The 19,903-nt window shown below is 67.5% G+C and carries 18 protein-coding genes; 6 read left to right on the top strand and 12 right to left on the bottom strand.

The features are described from left to right. The first annotated feature begins 194 nt into the window (after window positions 1-194). A complete protein-coding gene (locus VG566_RS17075; RefSeq protein ID WP_032957323.1) occupies window positions 195-3,056 on the top strand; it encodes a TonB-dependent receptor plug domain-containing protein in 2,862 nt (953 codons plus the stop codon). Window positions 3,057-3,188: 132 nt separating this feature from the next. On the opposite strand, the gene fhuE is transcribed toward VG566_RS17075, so the two are convergent. From fhuE to VG566_RS17060, 3 genes are all read right to left on the bottom strand, one after another. Further along, on the bottom strand, window positions 3,189-5,327 hold the full coding sequence (gene fhuE, locus VG566_RS17070) for a ferric-rhodotorulic acid/ferric-coprogen receptor FhuE (RefSeq protein WP_241884202.1): 2,139 nt from the start codon (window positions 5,325-5,327) through the stop codon (window positions 3,189-3,191). A gap of 185 nt (window positions 5,328-5,512) precedes the next feature. Then, window positions 5,513-6,064 carry a M23 family metallopeptidase gene (locus VG566_RS17065; RefSeq protein ID WP_241884203.1) on the bottom strand — a complete coding sequence of 184 codons (552 nt, stop codon included), beginning with the start codon at window positions 6,062-6,064 and terminating at the stop codon, window positions 5,513-5,515. A 77-nt stretch (window positions 6,065-6,141) separates the two neighbouring features. Continuing rightward, window positions 6,142-6,624, bottom strand: coding sequence for an Lrp/AsnC family transcriptional regulator (locus VG566_RS17060; RefSeq protein WP_164111095.1), 483 nt, complete (start codon window positions 6,622-6,624; stop codon window positions 6,142-6,144). A 72-nt stretch (window positions 6,625-6,696) separates the two neighbouring features. Here VG566_RS17060 and VG566_RS17055 point away from each other — a divergent pair, with 72 nt between their 5' ends. After that, complete coding sequence (locus VG566_RS17055) at window positions 6,697-7,566, top strand: EamA family transporter (RefSeq protein WP_164111097.1); 870 nt, start codon at window positions 6,697-6,699, stop codon at window positions 7,564-7,566. 112 nt (window positions 7,567-7,678) lie between these two features. Here the strand turns inward: VG566_RS17055 and VG566_RS17050 are convergent, their stop codons facing one another. The 4 genes from VG566_RS17050 to VG566_RS17035 all read right to left on the bottom strand — a co-directional run bounded on the left by VG566_RS17050 (window position 7,679) and on the right by VG566_RS17035 (window position 10,971). Next, window positions 7,679-8,416 carry an endonuclease/exonuclease/phosphatase family protein gene (locus VG566_RS17050; RefSeq protein ID WP_021202520.1) on the bottom strand — a complete coding sequence of 246 codons (738 nt, stop codon included), beginning with the start codon at window positions 8,414-8,416 and terminating at the stop codon, window positions 7,679-7,681. A 53-nt stretch (window positions 8,417-8,469) separates the two neighbouring features. Next, the gene (locus tag VG566_RS17045; protein WP_100450602.1) at window positions 8,470-9,306 is read right to left on the bottom strand and encodes a thiol:disulfide interchange protein DsbA/DsbL; all 837 of its coding nucleotides are present in this window, start codon (window positions 9,304-9,306) and stop codon (window positions 8,470-8,472) included. Window positions 9,307-9,413: 107 nt separating this feature from the next. Then, window positions 9,414-10,064, bottom strand: coding sequence for a thiol:disulfide interchange protein DsbA/DsbL (locus tag VG566_RS17040; protein WP_032960695.1), 651 nt, complete (start codon window positions 10,062-10,064; stop codon window positions 9,414-9,416). Window positions 10,065-10,170: 106 nt separating this feature from the next. Then, window positions 10,171-10,971, bottom strand: coding sequence for a c-type cytochrome (locus tag VG566_RS17035; protein WP_014648400.1), 801 nt, complete (start codon window positions 10,969-10,971; stop codon window positions 10,171-10,173). A gap of 156 nt (window positions 10,972-11,127) precedes the next feature. On the opposite strand from VG566_RS17035, the gene yihA reads away from it, so the two are divergent. Then, window positions 11,128-11,730, top strand: coding sequence for a ribosome biogenesis GTP-binding protein YihA/YsxC (yihA, locus tag VG566_RS17030; protein WP_005411022.1), 603 nt, complete (start codon window positions 11,128-11,130; stop codon window positions 11,728-11,730). Window positions 11,731-11,821: 91 nt separating this feature from the next. On the opposite strand, the gene VG566_RS17025 is transcribed toward yihA, so the two are convergent. The 3 genes from VG566_RS17025 to VG566_RS17015 all read right to left on the bottom strand — a co-directional run bounded on the left by VG566_RS17025 (window position 11,822) and on the right by VG566_RS17015 (window position 14,662). Continuing rightward, window positions 11,822-12,793 carry an MBL fold metallo-hydrolase gene (locus VG566_RS17025; protein WP_241884204.1) on the bottom strand — a complete coding sequence of 324 codons (972 nt, stop codon included), beginning with the start codon at window positions 12,791-12,793 and terminating at the stop codon, window positions 11,822-11,824. Window positions 12,794-13,136: 343 nt separating this feature from the next. Next, window positions 13,137-13,961 carry a helix-turn-helix transcriptional regulator gene (locus VG566_RS17020; protein ID WP_069117884.1) on the bottom strand — a complete coding sequence of 275 codons (825 nt, stop codon included), beginning with the start codon at window positions 13,959-13,961 and terminating at the stop codon, window positions 13,137-13,139. After that, window positions 13,958-14,662 carry a VIT1/CCC1 transporter family protein gene (locus VG566_RS17015; RefSeq protein ID WP_014648397.1) on the bottom strand — a complete coding sequence of 235 codons (705 nt, stop codon included), beginning with the start codon at window positions 14,660-14,662 and terminating at the stop codon, window positions 13,958-13,960. The genes VG566_RS17020 and VG566_RS17015 overlap by 4 nt, the downstream gene beginning before the upstream one ends. Window positions 14,663-14,814: 152 nt before the next feature. Here VG566_RS17015 and VG566_RS17010 point away from each other — a divergent pair, with 152 nt between their 5' ends. Continuing rightward, window positions 14,815-16,179, top strand: a complete 1,365-nt coding sequence (locus tag VG566_RS17010; protein WP_241884205.1) for a glutamate--cysteine ligase — start codon at window positions 14,815-14,817, stop codon at window positions 16,177-16,179. 123 nt (window positions 16,180-16,302) lie between these two features. On the opposite strand, the gene VG566_RS17005 is transcribed toward VG566_RS17010, so the two are convergent. After that, window positions 16,303-17,361 (bottom strand): NAD(P)-dependent alcohol dehydrogenase, encoded by a 1,059-nt coding sequence (locus VG566_RS17005; RefSeq protein ID WP_014648395.1) that lies wholly within the window; start codon window positions 17,359-17,361, stop codon window positions 16,303-16,305. Between the two features lie 105 nt (window positions 17,362-17,466). On the opposite strand from VG566_RS17005, the gene VG566_RS17000 reads away from it, so the two are divergent. After that, window positions 17,467-18,351 carry a LysR family transcriptional regulator gene (locus tag VG566_RS17000; RefSeq protein WP_032960689.1) on the top strand — a complete coding sequence of 295 codons (885 nt, stop codon included), beginning with the start codon at window positions 17,467-17,469 and terminating at the stop codon, window positions 18,349-18,351. Between the two features lie 152 nt (window positions 18,352-18,503). On the opposite strand, the gene VG566_RS16995 is transcribed toward VG566_RS17000, so the two are convergent. Then, window positions 18,504-19,166, bottom strand: a complete 663-nt coding sequence (locus VG566_RS16995) for a TetR/AcrR family transcriptional regulator (RefSeq protein ID WP_049408781.1) — start codon at window positions 19,164-19,166, stop codon at window positions 18,504-18,506. A gap of 75 nt (window positions 19,167-19,241) precedes the next feature. Here VG566_RS16995 and VG566_RS16990 point away from each other — a divergent pair, with 75 nt between their 5' ends. Continuing rightward, entirely contained in the window at window positions 19,242-19,892 is a 651-nt protein-coding gene (locus VG566_RS16990; RefSeq protein ID WP_041863812.1) for a DAPG hydrolase family protein, read from the top strand. Window positions 19,893-19,903 lie beyond the last annotated feature (11 nt).

Here is a 19,903-nt window from a genome sequence, read left to right as displayed (position 1 = left end):
GGCGGTGAACAGTACCGTCCGGTTCTAAACGGTCCTCATCTGACGTAAATGGCTGTCAATTGCGTCAATTCCGCGTGAAAGAGTGTCGATCATCACGCCGTGATTTTTACCGCTTGTTTACAAAGGAGACGCTGCCGCCATGCAGGGGGGAGCGCGGCAGTCCATGTCCCGACATTCCTTTGGAGAGAGAGCGAATGAAGCACCTGCACCACCGCCCGTTGGCGGTTGCCGTCACGCTGTGCGTGATGGCCTTGGCACCCCTGGGTGCCGCTGCACAATCCACCACCAACCTCGACGCGGTGGAAGTCACCGGTACCCGCATCAAGCGCGCTGAAGTAGAGGGCCAGGTCCCGATCCAGACCCTGACCCGTGGCGACATCGAACGCACCGGCCTGACCTCGATCGGCGAAGTGCTGCAGCAGCTCACCGGTTCCGGCTCTGCGCTCAACGCCAAGTTCAACTCGTCCGGCAACTTCGGTTTCCCGCCCGATGGCAGTGGCGTGGGTGCCGGCTCGGCGCAGGTCGATCTGCGCCACCTGGGTGCCAAGCGCGTGCTGGTGCTGGTCGACGGCATCCGCTGGGTCAATGAATCGTCGGCGTCCGGTGTGGGCTCGGCCACCGACCTCAACACCATTCCGCTGGCCATCGTCGAGCGCATCGAGGTGCTGGAGGACGGTGCTTCGTCGCTGTACGGCTCCGATGCCATCGCCGGCGTGGTCAACATCATCACCCGCCGCGATTTCGATGGTGGGCAGGTGACGCTGAACTACGGCGAGTACAGCAAGGGCGACGGCACGCAGAAGGGCGTGGACCTGGCCTGGGGCAAGAGTGGCGATCGCTTCAGCCTGTTCCTGGGCGCCAGCTGGACCAAGCAGGACCCGGTATTCGCCAAGGATCGCGAGCAGTCGCGCTTCCCCATTCCCGGTACCGGCCTGGCGTTCGGCAGCGGTGGTATTCCGCAGGGCCGTTTCATGTTCACCGACCCGAACACCGGTGCGGTGCAGAACATCGTGCCCAATACCGGCGTGAGCAATCCGCGGTACGACGGCAGTGCCGGCTGCAGCCGCACGGATGACTATCACTGCTTCACCACCGCCGACCGCTTCAACTTCGCCGAATACAACATGGTGCTGACGCCGTCGGAGCGCAAAGGCCTGTTCGGCCAGTTCCGCTTTGACATCACCGACAACGTGCAGTGGTACATCAAGGCGCTGGGCAACCGCCGCGAGTCGACCAACCAGGCCGGCCCCGAGCCGCTGTTCTTCGGCCCCGATGGCGCCACCGGCAATCCGTTGGCCGACAACATCGTGGTCTCGCGCCTGAACCCGTACAACCCGTTCGGCTTCGATCTCGTCTCCGGCGACAACATGAGCCTGATCGGTCGTCGCCCGGTGGAGGGCGGTGCGCGCGTGTTCAAGCAGAAAGTGGACACCACCTACTTCGCCACCGGCCTGGTCGGTGACTTCCATGCCGCCGACCGCAGCTGGTACTGGGACGTCAACGGCATGTACAGCAAGAACAAGGCCGAGCAGACCAACTACGGCAGCTATGACATCTACAAGGTGAACATGGCGCTGGGCGATCCCGCGGTGTGCGCGGCCACGCCTGGCTGCGTGCCGTTGAACATCTTCGGTGGCGCCGGTTCGATCACCCCGGACATGCTGAAGTGGATCCAGCCGGTGGTGCGCGACCGCAGCCAGAACGAACTGAGCCTGTTCACCGCCAACCTGTCCAGCGAGCTGTTCTCGCTGCCGGCCGGTCCGGTGTCCTTCGCCACCGGCTTCGAGTACCGCAAGTACAAGGGCGCCTACCAGCCCGATCCGCTGACGGTGATCGGCCACTACAACGGCGTGCCGTCGCAACCGACCTCCGGTTCCTACGACGTCAACGAGGCCTACCTGGAGTTGAGCGTGCCGATCTTCGCCGACTCCTCGTTCGGCAAGAAGCTGGACCTGAGCCTGGCCGGCCGCTATTCGGACTACTCCACCTTCGGCGGCGAGTTCACGCCCAAGTACGGCCTGCGCTGGCAGGTGACCGATGACTTCGTGCTGCGCACCACGTACGCCGAGGGCTTCCGCGCACCGTCCATCGGTGAGCTGTACGGCTCTGCCGCACGTGCCGACCTGCAGCTGTTCGATCCGTGCTCGGTGGGCCTGGGCGGCACGCCGCCGCGTGGCAGCGCGGCCAACTGTGCTGCACTGGGCGTCCCGGCCGGCTTCCAGCAGGCCAACTCGCAGATCTCGGTGACCACCGGCGGCAACCGCGAGCTGGACCCGGAACGCTCGCGCAGCTTCAGCGCGGGCTTCGTGTGGAGCCCGTGGTTCGGCAACAACGCCTCGTGGTCGGAGCGCTTCGATGTGGAAGTCACTTTCTACCGCCATGCCATCGATGGTGCGATCCAGGCCATCAACGCGCAGACCCAGCTGGACCTGTGCGTGGATACACTGGACCCGATCTACTGCAACGGCATCACCCGTGCCAGCACCGGTGCGGTCAGCAGCTTCAACAACCGCCTGACCAACCTGGGTTCGATCAAGACCGACGGTTGGGACGTGGATCTGTTCTGGACGCTGCCGCAGACCTCCATCGGCCAGTTCAAGCTGGGGTGGAAGAACACCTTCGTCGGCCGTTACGAGGCCACTGGCGCGGCCGGGCAGAAGCAGCCGCAGAAGCCGGGCGTGGAAGTGGCCGACAGCTCGATCCCGGAGTGGACCAGCAATGCCAGCCTCGGCTGGACGATGGATCGCTGGAGTGCCAACTGGACGGTGCGCCACATCTCCGAGCTGACCGAGAACTGCGGCGATGCGGCGGCCTTCCCGGTGTGCAGCAACCAGGCTGCGGGCACCAACACGCTGTCGGCCACCACCTTCCACGACATGCAGGTGGGCTACAAGATCGACTGGATGAAGGGGCTGCAGCTGACCGCGGGCCTGAACAACGTGTTCGACAAGGATCCGCCGATCTGCCTGTCGTGCTCGTTGAACGGCTACGACGCTTCGACCTACGACATCCCGCGTGGCCGTTACTGGTACCTGCGCGCGGACCTGCGCTTCTGATGTGACGGTGGCAGCGCCGGTCAGTTCCGGCGCTGCCTTGCGGGTGTAGAGCCGAGCCCGCGCTCGGCTGATTCTCTGAGCCGAGCATGGGCTCGGCTCTACAGGTGCGGGGCGTGCGAACCCCGCGTCTGATCAGAACGCCCAGGTGAACGTCAGCGAGCCATTGCGGCCATCGCCGTAGGCACCGTAGCCGTTGATCTGCGACAGGTACTTCTTGTCCAGCAGGTTGTTGAGGTTGGCCTGCACGCTGAACTCCGGCGAGATGCGGTAACGCACGAAGGCGCTGACCAGTGCGTAACCTTCCTGCTCGAAGCGACCCACCACCGGCGCGGCGTAATAGATGCGGTTCTGCCAGTTGGCACCGCCACCGACGGTCAGTTCCTGCAGCGACTGCGGGGTGTAGCTGGTGAACAGCTTCAATGCGGTCTGCGGCAGGTTGGTGTTGATGTCGGCACCGTTGATGTCCTTGGCCACATAGCGCGAAGCACCGAAGGTCGCGTTCCAGCCCGGTGCAAGTTCGCCGTTCACTTCGAATTCGAAGCCGCGGCTGACGGTGCCGCGTGCGGCGATCGAGGCGAACTCACCCGGACGGCCGATGATCGGCTCGCTGGTGACCTGGGCGACGTTGTCCTGCTCGATGCGGAACACCGCCAGCGAGGCGTTCAGCCGGTTGTCGAACCAGGCACCCTTGACGCCCACCTCGTAGCTCTTGCCGTCGACCGGGTCGAGATAACGGTCGTTGCGGTCACGTGCGGTCTGCGGCTGGAAGATCTCGGTGTAGCTGGCGTACGCGGAGTAGGTATCGTTGATGTCATACACCAGGCCGGCGTACGGGGTGGTCACCTTGTGTTCGCGGTCGTCGTTCTCGCCTTCGCTCTTCCAGTTGGTGTAGCGCGCACCGAGGATCAGCTTCAGCGGATCAGCCAGCGACAGACGGGTGGCGGCATAGCCGGCCTTCTGGGTGATGGTGCCCTGGCTGGCCAGCGCCAGCGGGTTCCAGTTCGGCTGGGCGATGTTGCCGGTCCAGTCGAGATAGGAGCTGAAGGGATTCCAGCCGGTGCCGGGGCCACCCATCTGGAAGTCACCGTAGTTGGCGAATTCGCGCTTGTTGTAGCTCAGGCCGGCCATGAACTGGTGCTCGCGGCCGAACAGCTGGAACGGGCCGTCGATGTAGCCATCGATGCCATCGACCTTGCGCTCGGTGTTGTAGAAGCCGGCCATCGGCGTGACGCCGGTGCCGGTGGCCTTGTCGAACGCGGTGTAGGACGGATAGAACAGCTTGTCGTCGGCGTTGGTGCGGTCGTGGGTGGCGCCGATCCTGAACTTCCAGCCGTTGCTGAAGGCGTGCTGCAGGGTGGCAAACGCGCGCTTGCTGGTGGTGTCCCAGTAGGTCCAGTCCGGCGACGGATTGAACGAGGTCGGGTAGTTGGTCGGGCTGCCATCGGCGTACCACATCGGGAAGCCGCCCCAGGTCGCACCATTGGCGCGCTTCTGCTGGTAGTCGTAGCCCACGCTCAGCTGGGTGTCCGGGGTCAGGTCGGCATCAATGACGGCGTAGCCCAGCGTCTTGCGCTGGTTGTAGCGGTCCATCTGGCCGTCGGTATCCAGGTAGCTGCCGATCACGCGACCGCGCACGCTGCCGCTGGCGTTGAGCGCGCTGCCCACATCCACCGTGGTGCGGGTGCGGCCCCAGCTGCCGACGTTCACCGAGACGCTGCCGGTCAGCTCGGCGCTGTCGGCATGCTTGCGGATCAGGTTCACCGACGCCGACGGATTGCCGGCGCCGCTGAGCAGGCCGGTGGCGCCGCGCACCACTTCCACGCGGTCGTACAGCGCCAGATCCAGGCCGGAGTCACCGTAGCTCCAGTTCTGCACCATCTGCGTCGGCAGGCCGTCGAACTGGTAGGCGTCGATGTAGAACCCACGCGCGTAGAACTCGGTGCGCTCGCTGTCGGACTGGGTGCTGGTCACGCCGGTGGTGTTGGCCAGCACGTCGATGATGTCGTCGAGCTTCTGATCTTCGATGCGCTGGTGGCTGATGATGCTGACCGACTGCGGGATCTCGCGCGGTGCCAGGTCGAAGCGGGTACCGGCCGAGGTGCGGCGCACCGAATAGCCTTCGGCGCGTTCGCCCTTGACCACGACCTTGTCCAGCGTGGTCGGGTCGGCGGCGGTGTCGGCGAAGGCGGCCGGGGCCAGGGCGCAGAGTGCAACGAGTACGGCAACGGACAGCCGCTGCGGCTGCGGGATACGGAAGGTGGAACAGGTCATGGGGGTCCTGGACGAGCACGCGCGCTCGGCCGGCATCCAGAAGGCGAGGCGCTACGGGTGGGAAACGGGCGGGCAGGCCGTCCTGGCACCACCGGAAACGAAAGAAATGGTAATACGAACTATTCCTATTTACAAATCATGAACGAGGTAGGCGCTCACCCGGGCCGCGACGCAGCGCATGGTGTTCAGCGCAGCAGCGGCAGCGGATCGCGCGCGCCATCGGCGCCGTAGATGCCCCAGTGCAGGTGGGGCGGCGTGCCCTTGGCATTGCCGCTGTCGCCTACATGCCCGAGCAGGTCGCCGGCCTGGACCACCTTGCCGCGCGCCAGGCCTTCGGCCCAGTCGTCCAGATGGGCGTAGTAGTAACGTTCGCGCCCGGGCCCGATCACCCAGACCTGGCGGCCACCGAGGCCGCGCTCGCTGACGTCCGCGATGACGCCGGCAGTGACGCTGCGCACCGCGGTGCCGCGCTTGGCGAAGATGTCGATGCCGGCGTGGGAGCGGTCATGGCCACGTGGTGCGCCGAAGGTGTCGGCGATCTGGCGTGGCCGCACGCCGTCCACCGGCACCGCCAGTTGCGTGGCCGGCGGCATACGAGAGAGTGTCCACAGCAGCTTCGGCGCTGCGGCCCATGGGCTGTTCCACAGCGCCATCGCGGCAATGAGGGCGATGGCCAGCCACAGGCCGCGCAGCAACCAGCGGCGCAGGCGACGGGCGGGGGAGGGCGATGTGTTCATGGTCTCCGACTGTAGCGCCGGGCCATCCTCGGCGGCTGTTGCTGTGCGGTCAAAGCGCAGTCGAGCATGGCTCAGCGCTACAGAACCGGGGCCAACGGCACCTCGAAACTGCGCTTCAACGTGCCCAGCGCCACCGATGTGCGGAAGCGCTCGATGTTGTCATCTGCGCCGAACAGCCGCTCGGTGATTGCCTCGTACTCTTCCATTGACGCGGCCGAGACCAGCAGCAGGAAATCGCCATCGCCGGTGATCGCGTAGCACTGCTGCACCGCCGGGTCGTCCTGCACGCGGCGCTTGAACGGCGCCACGTGATCACGTTGCTCGCTGACCACGCGCACTTCGACGATGATGGTCAGTGGCCGCCCGACCTGAGCGGCGGCGATCACCGCCACATTGGCCGCGATCACGCCGCTGTCCTGCAGGCGCTTGATGCGGCGCTGCACGGCCGGCGTGGACAGGTGCACGGCCTCGGCGATTTCGCGCTGCGGCAGGGTGTTGTCCCGCTGCAGCAGGTCGAGGATGGCGCGGTCGAAGCTGTCGAGCACGGGGGCGGTGGCCATGGCGAGCAGAAGTTGCACGAACGGGCCGTCAATTGAGCCAAGTGCTCGGCGCTGGCGCAATAGACTTTGCCCATGCAGACCTCACGACTCGCGCCGATGTTGCCGGCGCTGGCGGTGCTCGGCTCGGTCACCTCGCTGGCCATCGGCACCTCCTACGCAAAACACCTGTTCCCGCTGATCGGCGCGCAGGGCACCAGCGCGCTGCGCGTGGGCTTCTCGGCGCTGTTGTTGCTGCTGTTCTGGCGGCCGTGGCGCTGGAAGACCAGCCGCCCGGATGCGATCACCATCCTGCGCTACGGCCTCACCCTGGGCCTGATGAACCTGCTGTTCTACATGGCCCTGCGCACCATTCCCTTCGGCATCGCGGTGGCCATCGAATTCACCGGGCCGCTGACGGTGGCCATGCTGTCGTCGCGACGGCCGATCGATTTACTCTGGGTGGGCTGTGCGGCGGTGGGGCTGCTGTTGCTGCTGCCGATCGGCGGCGGCCCGGCGCTGGATCCGGCCGGCGTGCTGTATGCGATGGGGGCTGCGGCGTGCTGGGGCCTGTACATCGTGTTCGGCAAGCGTGCCGGCCACCTGCATGCCGGGCATTCGGTGTCGCTGGGGCTGCTGGCGGCATCCCTGGTGGTGGTGCCGGTGGGCGTGGTGCATGCCGGTGCCGCGCTGCTCGACCCGAAGATCCTGGCCGCCGGGCTGCTGGTGGCGCTGGTGTCCAGCGCGATCCCGATGTCACTGGAGATGATGGCGCTCAAGCGGCTGCCGAAGGAGACCTTCGGCATCCTGATCAGCATGGAACCGGCGGTGGCCGCGCTGTGGGCGATGCTGCTGCTGCACGAGCACCTGCATGGGCTGCAGTGGCTGGCGATCGGCTGCACGGTGCTGGCCTCGGTGGGCAGCACGATGACCGCGCGGCGCCTGAAGGCACCCGTCACCGCCTGAAAAAAAGGGGACGGAGGGGATTAAGTCGTTTATGCCCCGATTTAGGGGGGCGCCGGGCGGCGGCCGGCGCAGAGCGTGCGGACCAACGGTCCGCACCTACCGTAAGGGCGAGTCAGCGCAGGGCGTCGGCCGGGACGTCGATCTGCATCGCCAGGGCGAGGTGATCGGAGAACGCGGCTGGCACGGCTTCCACGGTACGAGTCTGCAGGCCACTGCTGACCAGGATGTGGTCGATGGCGCGGTCGGGGCGCCAGCTGGGGAAGGTCGGCACGATGCAGCCCGGGGGCTGCAGCCGGGTCTTCTGGTACAGCACCTGCATTTCCGGGCGTTCGGCCAGGCAGTTGAAGTCGCCCATCAGCACCGCGTTGGGGTGGTCGGACAGCAGCTCGGCGATGAAGCCCAGCTGCGACATCCGCGAGCCCGCGCCCAATGACAGATGCGCCACCGCCACCGCCAGGCCATCGGTACCGTCGCCGAACTTGGCCAGCAGCACGCCGCGCCCGCCGATGCGGCCGGGCAGGGCATGGTCCTGCACTTCCACCGGTTCCAGCTTGCTCAGCAGGCCATTGGCACTGGACGCCACGCCGCCCATGCGCCGGTTCGGCTGGTGGCTCCAGTAGTTGAAGCCGGCGCGCTGGGCCAGGTAGTGGGTCTGGTTGGTGAAGCCCGAGCGCAGGCTGCCCGGGTCGGCCTCCTGCAGGCCGACGATGTCATGGTCGCGCGCCAGGGTGGCGATCGCGTCCAGGCTGCTGCGCTTGCGCCCCGCCGGCAGCGCATGTGACCAGCTGCGGGTCACATAGTCGCTGTAGCGGCGGGTACTTGAGCCGGCCTGGATGTTGGCCGTCAGCAAGCGCAGGGTCCGTGTACGGGGGGAATTCACGGCCGGGAAATGCTTCTCTTGGATCAGTGAGCCTGGGCCGCACCGCGTTCGCGGGCGATCAGGTGGTCGGCGATGCGCAGCATGTCCGGGAAGCTCTTGCCCTTCACCAGGTACTTGCCGTTGACGATGATCGACGGGGTGCCGCTGATCTGGCTGCGCTGGGCGAACTGCTTGGCCGAGTTGGTCTTGGCGTTCACCGCGAAGCTGCCCATGGTGGCGGCGAACTGCTTCGGATCCACGCCATAGGCGGCGTAGAACTTGGCGATGTCTTCCACCGAGTCACGGCCGCGCTCGCCCTTCAGGGTCTTCTGCGAGTGGATGGCGGCGTACAGCGCTTCGTGGGTCTTTTCCTGCACGCCCAGGGTCTGCGCGGCGTAGAAGGCACGGGCGTAGTCATCCCAGGTGCCGCCGAACATGGCCGGCACGTAGACGAAGTTCACGTCGCTAGGCAGGCCGGCCTTCCACGGGCCGACCAGCGGCTGGAACGCGGCGCAGGCCGGGCAGACGTAGCCGAAGATCTCGGTCACTTCGATCTTGCCGGCGGCCGGCTGGAACGGCTGGCCGTTCGGGATCACCTGGTAGTCGGCGCCTTCCACCGGGGCCGGGCCAGTCAGCGCGGCGGTGGTCGGGGCCGCCGCGGCGGCCGGAGCCGCTTCGGCCGGGGCCTTCTCGCCTTCAGCGGCAGCTGGCGCGGCGCCTTCGCTGCCCGCCGCCGGCGCAGCAGCCGGTTCGGTGGTGGCTGCCGGGGTTGCTGCCGGTTCGGCCGGGGCTGCGGTGGTGTTGGTGCTGCCGTCGTCGGCCTTGCAGGCGGCCAGGATCGGCAGCAGCGCTGCGAGGGCGAGGGCGTAACGGATCTTCATGGAAACGTCTCCAGCATCTGGAAAGGTGGGGGCCGGCGCCAGGCGCCAGCCAGGGGGAAATGATGACATGCGGCGGCGACAGCGCCGTGTCGAGGGTGGGCGTTGGTTCAGCGGCCGCGGGCGGCGCGGGCCTGCGCGATCAGCGCCGAGGCGATGCGCAGCTGGTCGTCGAAGCTGTTGCCCCGCACCAGGTACTGGCCGTTGATGATGATGGCCGGGGTGCCCGGGATCTTGGTGCGCTGGGCGAACGCGCGCGCGGCCTCGACCTTCTTCTGCACGGCATCGCCGCGCAGCGCCTGGAGGTAGCGGTCCGGGGTCACGCCGTAGGCCTTGTAGAACGTGGCGAGCTCATCGGCCGAGACGTTCTGCATCGGCAGCGATCCCTGCTCGTGCAGGGCCTTGAACACGGCAGCGTGGCTGCGCTTGGCCACGCCGACTTCGTCGGCGGCGTAGTAGGCCAGTGCCCAGGCATCCCAGGCGCCACCGAAGGCCGCCGGCACCGGGGTGAAACGCACGTCGGCCGGCAGCTTGGCCGCCCAGGCTTCCAGCTGCGGTTCGAAATGGGCGCAGTGCGGGCAGGTATAGCCGAAGACCTCGACCACTTCGATCTTGCCGGCCAGCGGCTGGAACGGGCCTGGCTGGGCGATGCGCTCGTAGTCTTTGCCCTCGACCAGCGGGGCATTGGCGGGGGTGGCGGCGCAGGCTGCCAACGGCAGCAGCACCAGCACGGACAACAGCAGGCGGGAAATCAACCTCATCGACACGCATCTCCGTTGAAAAAAGCAACGCCGGCGCGGTCGCCGGCGTGAAGGAAACATACCGCAGCCGTGGGCCGGCGTCGCGGCCCGGGCCGACCAGTGGTGGTCAGGGGGCGGCAGCCGGTTGCGTCGGCGTGGCCGCAGCGGCCACATCGTCGGCCTTGTTGTGCAGGCCCTGCAGGTAGCTCGACAGCGCCTGCACCTCCTGCTCGCTGAGCTTCTGCGCGACCGTGGCCATGATCTGGAAGTGCGCCTTGTCGGTCTCGTTGGTCTGGCCGGCCTGGTACTCCTGCAGGCGGCGCGCGACATAGCTGGCGTGCTGCCCACCGAGGTGCGGATAGGCCGGGCCGGGATTGCCGGCACCGCTGGGGCCGTGGCAGGCCATGCAGGCCGGCAGGCCGCGCTTGGCATCGCCGCCGCGGTAGAGCTGCTGGCCGATCTCGTAGAACTTCATGCCCTTGTAGGGGCCGTCGGTGACCGCCGTGTCATCGGCGATGCCCGCGTTGGCCTTCTGCGTGGCGAAGTAGGCGCCGATATCGCGCATGTCCTGCGGGGTGAGGTTCTGCACGAACGGCACCATCGCCACCGCGGCGCCGGAACTGCGCTGGCCATTGGCGATCAGGGCCATCTGCTGGGCCACGTAGCGCTCGCTCTGGCCGGCAATGGACGGGTACATCTCCACCGTGGAGTTGCCGTCGGCACCATGGCAGGCCGCGCAGGCCGTCGCCTTGGTCTGGCCGGCCTTGGCATCGCCCCAGTGGGTCTTGCTGAAGTCCACCTCCAGCGAGGCGGTATTGATCGGCCCGTTGTCGGGCAGCGGGGTCAGCGTGGTCTGCGCGAACGCAGCAGCGGCAACGACTACAGCAGTGGCAAGGGCGGATACGGCAAGAACGCGAGCGTGGCGCATGCTGAAGCTCCGTATGGACCGGGCCGGACGGTGGCCGCCGGCATCGCCCGGATTATCAACGGCGTTTCCGCGCACGGTCAACGCAGCAGTGCAGCAAAATGCCCGCAGAGGCCGCCGGCACGGGCGCGCGGCGCCGCAACATGCGATCCTAGGCACATGTCATTGCTCATCGAACGCGCCCGTTACCACCTTTCGGCCCACAACGTGCGGCAGCTACCGCCCGACGAAGGGGCTGAAGTGGCCTTCGCCGGCCGCTCCAACGCCGGCAAGTCCAGTGCGCTCAACGCGCTGACCCGCCAGAACGCCCTGGCCCGTGTCTCCAAGACCCCCGGCCGCACCCAGCAGCTGGTGTTCTTCCAGGTCACCCCGGAAGCGCATCTGGTCGACCTGCCCGGTTACGGCTACGCCAAGGTGCCGCTGGACCTGCAGGCGCACTGGCAGGCCTTCATCGACAAGTATTTCCGCACCCGCGAAGCCCTGAAGGGGCTGGTGGTGGTGATGGACATCCGCCATCCGTTGAAGGACTACGACCGGCAGATGCTGTCCTATGCCGTGCAGCGTGGCCTGCCGGCGCACGCGCTGCTGACCAAGGCCGACAAGCTCAGCCGCAGCCAGCAGATGCAGTCCCTCCAGAAGGTTCGCAAGGAGCTGCAATCGGCCTATGGCGACAGCGTCAGCGTGCAGGTGTTCTCCGGCGAGGACCGCACCGGCGTGGACGAAGCCCGCGGCGTGATCGGCGGCTGGCTGGGGCTGGAATAAGGCATTTACGGTCGCCCGGCTGGCAGCCGGGCGCTACCGGGCAGCCGGCCGCTACCCGATCGGGTGGGTGCCGACCTTGGTCGGCACACCCTCACAACGGCGAATACTCCGCCGGCACCCACGCATAGGCCTGGCCCTCGCCACGCACATGGCCCAGGCCCGGGAACGGCAGGTGCGCACCGGCCACCCACCAACCGTTGGCGGTGGCCTGCTGCAGCAGCCCGCGACGGCTGGCGATGGCCGCCTTGCGGTCCGAATCGGCCTCGAATGCCGCTTCCGGGTGCGCGAACTGCACCGCATGGAAGTGCAGCACATCACCCCACACCAGCAGTGACTGGCCCTGGCTGTCGAACCGGTAGGAGACATGGCCGGGGGTATGGCCGTGGGTGTCCATCGCCACCGCGCCACCGGGCAGGGCATCGCCGGGGCTGAACGTGCGCAGGTGGCCGCTGGCCTGGTAGGGCGCGACCGCGTTGCGTGTCAGCGGGAAGGCGAAGCGCACGCCCTTCGGCGCCGTGGCCTCGCTGGCCGGGCTGAGCCAGTAATCGGCATCGGCCTTGGACAACCACACCGTGGCATTCGGGTAGGCCGGCTTGCCCTGCGCGTCGAGCACGCCGCACAGATGGTCCGGGTGGGCGTGGGTCAGCAGCACCTCGTCCACCTCGGCCGGGTCCACGCCGGAGGCGCGCAGGTTGCCCAGCACCTGGCCCAGGCCGGGGCCGAAGCACTGCGCGGTGCCGGTATCGACCAGGGTCAGGTGGTTGCCCTGGCGCACCAGGAAGGCGTTGATCGCGGTCTGCAGGCCCTTCTTGTCTTCCGGTACGTAGCGGCCTTCCAACAGGCGGCTGACCAGTGTCGGCGGCACGTCGACCACTTCCTGCCGGCCCAGCGCGACCACGCCGTCGAACAGGGCGGTGACCTGCAGCGCACCAACGCGCTGGTGGTAGACGCCGGGCACCTGCTGGGTGGGAGCGGGCGAGGTGGCTTCGGCCAGTGCAGCCAGCGGCAGGGACGACAGGGCCAGCAGCAGGGCGCCGCGCAGCGGCAGGGGACGCAGGATCATGGCGGTTCTCGGTGGATGACGGGCGGTTCCGTTGTGCCCAGCGTGCCGTGGCCGGCGTGTGCACGGCGCTCAAACCACTGCGCGGAATGCTCAGGGAAGGGGGGGCTGCAGGGCTGCGCCCTGCACCCGCAGAGGCAACGGCAATGGCCGAAGCAACAGCAACAGCGACAGCGGGCTATCCCTGGGATGGCGGCTGGGCCGGACCCCGGAGGGGGGTTTACGGCGTGTCCTGCCCACCCACACCGCCCCGCCCTCCCACGGATAGCCGCTGTTGCTGTTGCTTCGGCCGTTGCCGTTGCCGTTGCCTCTGCAGGTGCAGGGCTGCAAGCCCTGCCGAACCCCCTCAAATATCTGTGGGAGCCAGCCCGTACTGCTCGGCGAAGCGCTTGCTGAAACTGGCCGCAGACCGGTAGCCCGCGCGTGCGGCCACGGTCTTCAACGGCAGGTCGGTGGTGTAGAGCAGCTGCATGCCATGCGCCAGCCGGGCCTCGGTGAGCAGCTGGCGCAGGCTGGTGTCCTCGGCCGCCAGGCGACGGCGCAGGGTCGCGCCGCTCAGCGCGAACTGTTCTTCCACATCGCGTGATTGCCAGTCGCGTGCTGGTTCGGCGGCGATGCGGTCGCGGATCTGTTCGCCCAGGCTTGGAGCCTGCGGCAGCAGCAGGTTGCCGTGGCCCTGTCGGCACAGGGTCAGCACCAGCGAGGCCAGGGCCAGCCGCGCGTCGCTGTAACGGCCGTCCTGCAGCGATTGCCGCCACTGGCGCAGCACCGCGCCATGGTCGATCAACGGCAGTCGCGCCATCGCCTGGCCGGGGGCGGGAAGCTCTTCATTCCAGAGCGTACGCGCCGCCGCCAGCACTTCGGTGCAGAGCGGCACGATGGCACTGAGGTAGCGGCCGCTGCAGGGATCGGGGGTGTTGACCACGTCGATGCGGCACCGCTGGGTCAGCAGCAGGATGTCGCCGGGAACGAACGTCAGCGACTGGTGTGCGGTACGTACCTGCTTGCGGCCTTCCAGCAGGATCGCGAACTGCGGTTGCGGAACCTCCACCGAGCTGGCGCCATGCTCGCGGCGTGCGGTGATGCAGGCATAGCCCTCGGCGCGCCCGCAGCCGGCCAGGCTGGCCATCTCGGCCAGTAACGCAGTGGCCGCTGGCAGCATGCCGGTCATGACACCTGGGCACCGAACAGGCGACCGACGCCGGCCGCCGCAGCCATCGCCAGCGCGCCCCAGAACATCACCCGGACCGCGCCGCGTACAGGCGGTGCGCCCCCGGCCTGGGCCGCCACCGCGCCGGTCAGGCACAGGCCGAGCAGGGTGCTGGCCGTGGTCATCAACGCAACCTTGTCGGTCGGCGCGAGCAGGGCGGTCAGCACCGGCAGCGCCGCACCGCAGGTGAACGCACCGGCCGAGGCCAGCGCCGCCTGCAGCGGGCGCGCGCGCAGGGTGTCAGTGATGCCCAGCTCATCGCGGGCGTGGGCACCCAGTGCATCGTGGGCGGTAAGCTGTTCGGCCACCTGCCGGGCCAATGCAGGCTCCAGGCCGCGGTGGCGGTAGATCGCGGCCAGCTCCTCCAGCTCGCTGTGCGGGTCTTCGCGCAGCTCGCGCTTTTCCATTGCCAGGTCGGCCGCTTCGGTGTCGGCCTGGGTCTGCACCGACACATACTCGCCGGCGGCCATCGACATCGCGCCGGCCACGGTGCCGGCCACGCCGGTGGCAAGGATAGTGGTGGCGGAGGCGCCGCTGGCAGCCACGCCGACCACCAGGCCGGCCACCGAGACGATGCCATCGTTGGCCCCCAGCACGGCGGCACGCAACCAGCCGACGCGCTCGGAGCGGTGCAGTTCGGGGTGTCGCGAATGACGGTTCATGACGCCGAGTGTACGAGGGTCAAGAGGGCGTCGGTAGGATGCTGAAACCCGTCACCGTCGCATGACGCAACGGGGTGCCACGCTATAGTGCGCCCTTGCGATGGAAGGCCGCGAGCCCCACATCCCCCGCCACCGTCCAGCGAGCCTTCCCCTTGTCGAGCCCCAGCCACGTCGCCGATACCCCCATTACCGACCGCTCGCAGCTGGTGGAGGTGATCGCCTCCGGCGAGAAGCCCCGCGCGCAGTGGCGCATCGGCACCGAGCACGAGAAGTTCGGGTTCCGCCTGGACGACCTGCACCCGCCGACCTTCGAGGGCGAGCGCGGCATCGAAGCGCTGCTCAACGGCCTGGTCCGCTTCGGCTGGGAGCCGGTGCAGGAGAACGGCAACACGATCGCGCTGCTGCGCGATGGTGCCTCGGTGACGCTGGAACCCGCCGGTCAGCTGGAGCTGTCCGGCGCGGCGCTGGAGACCATCCACCAGACCTGCGTGGAGACCGGCACCCACCTCAATGAAGTGGCGCAGGTGGCCGGCGAACTGCAGCTGGGTTTCCTCGGCATGGGCTTCCAGCCGAAGTGGAAGCGCGATGAAATGCCCTGGATGCCGAAGGGGCGCTACAAGATCATGCGCTCGTACATGCCCAAGGTCGGTTCGCTGGGCCTGGACATGATGACCCGCACCTGCACGGTGCAGGTGAACCTGGACTACGCCACCGAAGCGGACATGGTGAAGAAGTTCCGCGTGTCGCTGGCGCTGCAGCCGATCGCCACCGCGCTGTTCGCCGATTCGCCGTTCACCGAGGGCAAGCCGAACGGCTACCTGAGCTACCGCTCGCACATCTGGACCGACACCGACGCCGACCGCACCGGCATGCTCGATTTCGTGTTCGAGGAGGGCTTCGGTTACGAGCGCTATGTCGACTACCTGCTCGACGTGCCGATGTATTTCTCCTACCGCGATGGCATCTACCACGACGCCAGCGGGCAGAGCTTCCGCGATTTCATGCAGGCCAGGCTGCCGGTGCTGCCGGGTGCGCTGCCGACGCTGCGCGACTGGTCGGACCACATGACCACCGCGTTCCCGGAAGTGCGCCTGAAGAAGTACCTGGAAATGCGTGGTGCCGATGGTGGCCCGTGGAGCCGCCTGTGTGCGCTGCCGGCATTCTGGGTGGGCCTGTTGTATGACGACACCGCACTGGATGCCGCCTGGGACCTGGTACGCGATTTCACCCTGGCCGAGCGCCATGCACTGCGCGACGGCGTGCCGAAGCATGCGATGAACCTGCCGTTCCGCAATGGCACGGTGCGCGACCTGGCCCGCGAAGCGGTGAAGATTTCCGTCGAAGGCCTCAGGCGCCGTGCGGCGCGCAATGCCGACGGCCAGGACGAGAGCAAGTTCCTGGACGTGCTGCAGGAGATCGTCGAATCCGGCCTGACCCCGGCCGAGCGCAAGCTGGCGCTGTTCCATGGCCGCTGGCACGGCGACGTCGATCCGGTGTTCCGCGAGTTCGCGTACTGAGTGGATTGCGGTAGTGTCGGCCGCTGGCCGGCAGATGTTTTGGGGTTGCCGGCCAGCGGCCGGCACTACCAGAAGAAAAACCCCGGCATTGCCGGGGTTTTTCTTTTTCGCATCTGCCCTGGATCAGGCGGCGTTCTGCATCGTCGCCATGTCGATCACGAAGCGGTAGCGCACATCGTTCTTCGCCATGCGTTCCCAGGCTTCGTTGACGTTCTTGATGTCGATGATCTCGACGTCGCTGACGATGCCGTGCTCGGCACAGAAGTCCATCATTTCCTGGGTTTCGGCCATGCCGCCGATTGCCGAGCCGGTCAGGTGCTTGCGGCCGAAGATCACGCTGCCGCCGGTCAGCGGCGGGTCCAGTTCGGTCAGCACGCCGACCAGGCACATGGTGGCCTCGCGCTTGAGCAGGCCCATGTACGGGTTGGTGTCATGGCCGACCGGGATGGTGTTGAGCAGGAAGTCGAAGCTGCCGGCGTGCGCCTTCATCTGCGCGGCATCGCGCGAGACCAGTACCTCATCGGCGCCCAGGCGCTTGGCATCGGCACCCTTTTCCGGCGTGGTGGTGATCATCACGACGTGCGCGCCCAGTGCCTTGGCGAACTTCACGCCCATGTGGCCAAGGCCACCGAGACCGATCACGCCCACCTTCTGCCCCGGGCCGACCTTCCAGTGGCGTAGCGGCGACCAGGTGGTGATGCCGGCGCACAACAGCGGGGCGGCCGCCTTCAGGTCGAGGGTGTCGGACACCTTCACCACGAAGCGCTGCTCGACCACCACGTGGTCGGAATAGCCGCCGTAGGTCGGCGCGCCGGTTTCGCGTTCACGGCCGTTGTAGGTCCAGGTCGCGCCTTCGGCGCAATATTGCTCCAGATCGTGCTCACAGGCGTCGCAGTGGCGGCACGAGTCGACCATGCAGCCGACGCCGGCGTGGTCGCCGACCTTGAAGCGGGTGACGTTGCTGCCGACTTCGGTCACCCGGCCGATGATCTCGTGGCCCGGCACCATCGGGTAGATCGAGCCACCCCAGTCATCGCGGGCCTGGTGCAGGTCGGAATGGCAGATGCCGCTGTAGAGGATCTCGATGCGCACGTCGTCCGGGCCGACCGCGCGGCGTTCGAACTCGTACGGGACCAGCGGGTCGGTATGGGAATGGGCGGCGTAACCACGGGCGAGGGACATGGGGGAATCCTTGGCAGGGTTTATCGAAAGGCGTTTTACAATACGCCCCGCAACCAGCGGCAAGAAGCGCGGATATCGGCATGATTCATCAAGTGAAACTGCACAATGGCCACTGACAACCTGACCCATCTGGCCGCGTTTGCCGCAGTCGCCCGCCATCGCAGCTTCCGCCGCGCCGGTGCCGAACTGGCATTGTCGACCTCGGCGGTAAGCTATGCGATCCGCGCGCTGGAAGAGCGGCTGGGCGTGGGCCTGTTCCATCGCACCACCCGCAGCGTGGCCCTGACCGAGGCCGGGCAGCGCCTGCTGGAGCGCCTGCAGCCGGCGTTGGGGCAGGTGCACGACGCACTGGAAGAAATGAACCACTTCCGCGCCGCTCCGGCCGGCCTGCTGCGGATCAACGCCACCCGCGCGGCGGTACCGACCCAGCTGGGGCCGCGGCTGGCGCGCTTCCTGCACGCCCATCCCGACGTGCGGGTGGAGCTGACCGAAAATGACGGCCTGGTCGACATCGTCGCCGAGGGCTATGACGCCGGCGTGCGCCTGCATGAGTTCGTGCCGGAGGACATGGTGGCGGTGCCGATGGGGCCGCCGCTGCGCGGGCTGATCGTCGGCTCGCCGGACTACCTGCGGCGTCGGCCGGCACCGCAGCATCCGCGCGACCTGGCCGCGCACGAATGCATCCGCTTCCGCTTCGCCAGTGGGCACCTGTACAAGTGGCAGTTCGAGCGCGATGGGCAGGCGCTGGAGATCGACGTGCCCGGGCGGTTGACCCTGTGCGAGCAGGGCACGATCGTGCGCGCCGTTCTGGATGGCATCGGCCTGGCGTACGTGCTGGAAGACACGGCAAGGCCGTACATCGAATCGGGGCAGATGGTGGCGGTGCTGGAAGACTGGAGCGAGCCGTTTGCCGGCTTCGCGCTGTACTACCCGAAGCAGCGGCAGATGCCGGGCGCGTTGCGTGCGTTCGTGGATATGTTGCGCGAGTGAGTTGCGATGGATGACGTGGTGCCGACCAACGGTCGGCACCCACCGGGGCAGGCCATTGCCAACCAACGGTCGGCACCTGCCGGGGCAGGGCGTTGCCGATCAACGAATCGACATCGGCCGGTAGATCCAGGCCATGCGTGGATGGCACCACGCTACGGCCCTTGCAACACCGGCGCCAACAACGCCACGCACTCACGCAGATGCATCTCCACCGGCGCATCCTCGGCCACCACGCCGATCACGCGTTCACGCAGCGGCTCGGCCACGGCCATCGCCAGGATCAGCCGCGCCATGCATGCGGAATCTCCCTCGCGCAGCAGTCCACGCTGCTGCTGACGTGCCAGCCAGTCGGCCAGCAGCGCACGGCCGCGTTCGATGCCGTTGTCGAGGTAGGCCTGCAGCAGCGCGTCCTTGCCGGGGAAATCGGTGGCCAGCAGGCGAAACACCTGCACCGCCTGCGCCGATAGCGCCTGCGTGCACACCGCGTGCAGGATGTCCTGCAGCAACGGCACGACCTCTTGGGCATTGCGCGCATCACGCTGCAGCTGTGGCGCGAAGCCGTCGGTCCACTCGCGCACCGCCAACCCGACCAGTTCCTCGCGGTTGCTGGCATGGCGGTACACGGTTTTCTTCGCTACCCCGGCATGCGCCGCCACCGCTTCGATGGTGGTGGCCTCGTAACCCTGTGCCAGCAGCAGCTCCAGCGTCGCCTGCAGCACCGCGTGGCGGACTTCGGCTTCCGGTCGCGCAGGGCGGCCACGGCGGCGGGTCGGTGATGTGGTCGCGGGCAGGGTGGTGCTGTTCATTGCGCCCATCTTACCGCATCCGGTTAATTGCGAAACGGTATGCGTTTCCGTATTGTCGGGTCTCCCAACCTGTAGAAGACCCCCATGGATACCGCTGTGAACGCTCGCCCCTGGCTGGACCACCACGATCTGCTGGACCCGGCGCCGATGCATCTGGAAACCGGCATCCAGCGCCGCGAAGACGGCACGCTGCTGGTGGCGGTGCGCACCGATCTGCACGGCTGCAAGGGCCGCATGCTGGACTGGTGGTTCACCTTCTTCGAGACCACCCAGCACATCCGCTGGTGGCATCCGGTCGATCATGTCGAGCATCGCGGCTGGGACGCGGCCTGGCAGCGCGGGCGCAGCTACCACGGCGCCAGCATCCATGCGGTGGAATCGCTCGCTGACATTCCGCCGGTGGCGGCGCGCCTGAAGTTCCATGACCCGCGCACCTTGCTGGTGCCCGAACGCCTGCAGGCGGCACAGGATGCAGGCCATGTATCGGCGGTGATCGCCGCGCGCATCGGCTTCGGTGATCACGTGCGTCTGGATGTACAGGGCGATCCCTGCGATGGGCAGATGCTGCATGTGGCGCGCGATACGCCGTTTGGCTGCGTGCTGCGCAGCCGCTTCGTGCTCGGCCTGGGCCTGCTCAGGCACTGCTATACGGAGTTCAGTTTCCTGTCGCGGCTGCTGCCTTCGCTGTACTACGGCGAGCGCGCCAACGGCGAAGCAGTGCCGTTGCCGTGGTGAACGGCGCGCCG

Origin of the sequence: Stenotrophomonas sp. CASM114 (assembly GCF_049384325.1) — a bacterium.
GTDB classification, from domain to species: Bacteria; Pseudomonadota; Gammaproteobacteria; order Xanthomonadales; family Xanthomonadaceae; genus Stenotrophomonas; species Stenotrophomonas muris.
Note: the sequence above shows the minus strand (reverse complement) of the source record. Positions and strands in the feature narration are given on the sequence as shown.

Coding starts and splice junctions, on each gene's coding strand:
- fhuE (WP_241884202.1), bottom strand. CDS start 5,327: ATGACCTGTTCCACCTTCCGTATCCCGCAGCCGCAGCGGCTGTCCGTT.
- VG566_RS17005 (WP_014648395.1), bottom strand. CDS start 17,361: ATGTCCCTCGCCCGTGGTTACGCCGCCCATTCCCATACCGACCCGCTG.
- VG566_RS17065 (WP_241884203.1), bottom strand. CDS start 6,064: ATGAACACATCGCCCTCCCCCGCCCGTCGCCTGCGCCGCTGGTTGCTG.
- VG566_RS17035 (WP_014648400.1), bottom strand. CDS start 10,971: ATGCGCCACGCTCGCGTTCTTGCCGTATCCGCCCTTGCCACTGCTGTA.
- yihA (WP_005411022.1), top strand. CDS start 11,128: ATGTCATTGCTCATCGAACGCGCCCGTTACCACCTTTCGGCCCACAAC.
- VG566_RS17075 (WP_032957323.1), top strand. CDS start 195: ATGAAGCACCTGCACCACCGCCCGTTGGCGGTTGCCGTCACGCTGTGC.
- VG566_RS16990 (WP_041863812.1), top strand. CDS start 19,242: ATGGATACCGCTGTGAACGCTCGCCCCTGGCTGGACCACCACGATCTG.
- VG566_RS16995 (WP_049408781.1), bottom strand. CDS start 19,166: ATGGGCGCAATGAACAGCACCACCCTGCCCGCGACCACATCACCGACC.
- VG566_RS17055 (WP_164111097.1), top strand. CDS start 6,697: ATGCAGACCTCACGACTCGCGCCGATGTTGCCGGCGCTGGCGGTGCTC.
- VG566_RS17020 (WP_069117884.1), bottom strand. CDS start 13,961: ATGACCGGCATGCTGCCAGCGGCCACTGCGTTACTGGCCGAGATGGCC.
- VG566_RS17025 (WP_241884204.1), bottom strand. CDS start 12,793: ATGATCCTGCGTCCCCTGCCGCTGCGCGGCGCCCTGCTGCTGGCCCTG.
- VG566_RS17015 (WP_014648397.1), bottom strand. CDS start 14,662: ATGAACCGTCATTCGCGACACCCCGAACTGCACCGCTCCGAGCGCGTC.
- VG566_RS17045 (WP_100450602.1), bottom strand. CDS start 9,306: ATGAAGATCCGTTACGCCCTCGCCCTCGCAGCGCTGCTGCCGATCCTG.
- VG566_RS17040 (WP_032960695.1), bottom strand. CDS start 10,064: ATGAGGTTGATTTCCCGCCTGCTGTTGTCCGTGCTGGTGCTGCTGCCG.
- VG566_RS17060 (WP_164111095.1), bottom strand. CDS start 6,624: ATGGCCACCGCCCCCGTGCTCGACAGCTTCGACCGCGCCATCCTCGAC.
- VG566_RS17000 (WP_032960689.1), top strand. CDS start 17,467: ATGGCCACTGACAACCTGACCCATCTGGCCGCGTTTGCCGCAGTCGCC.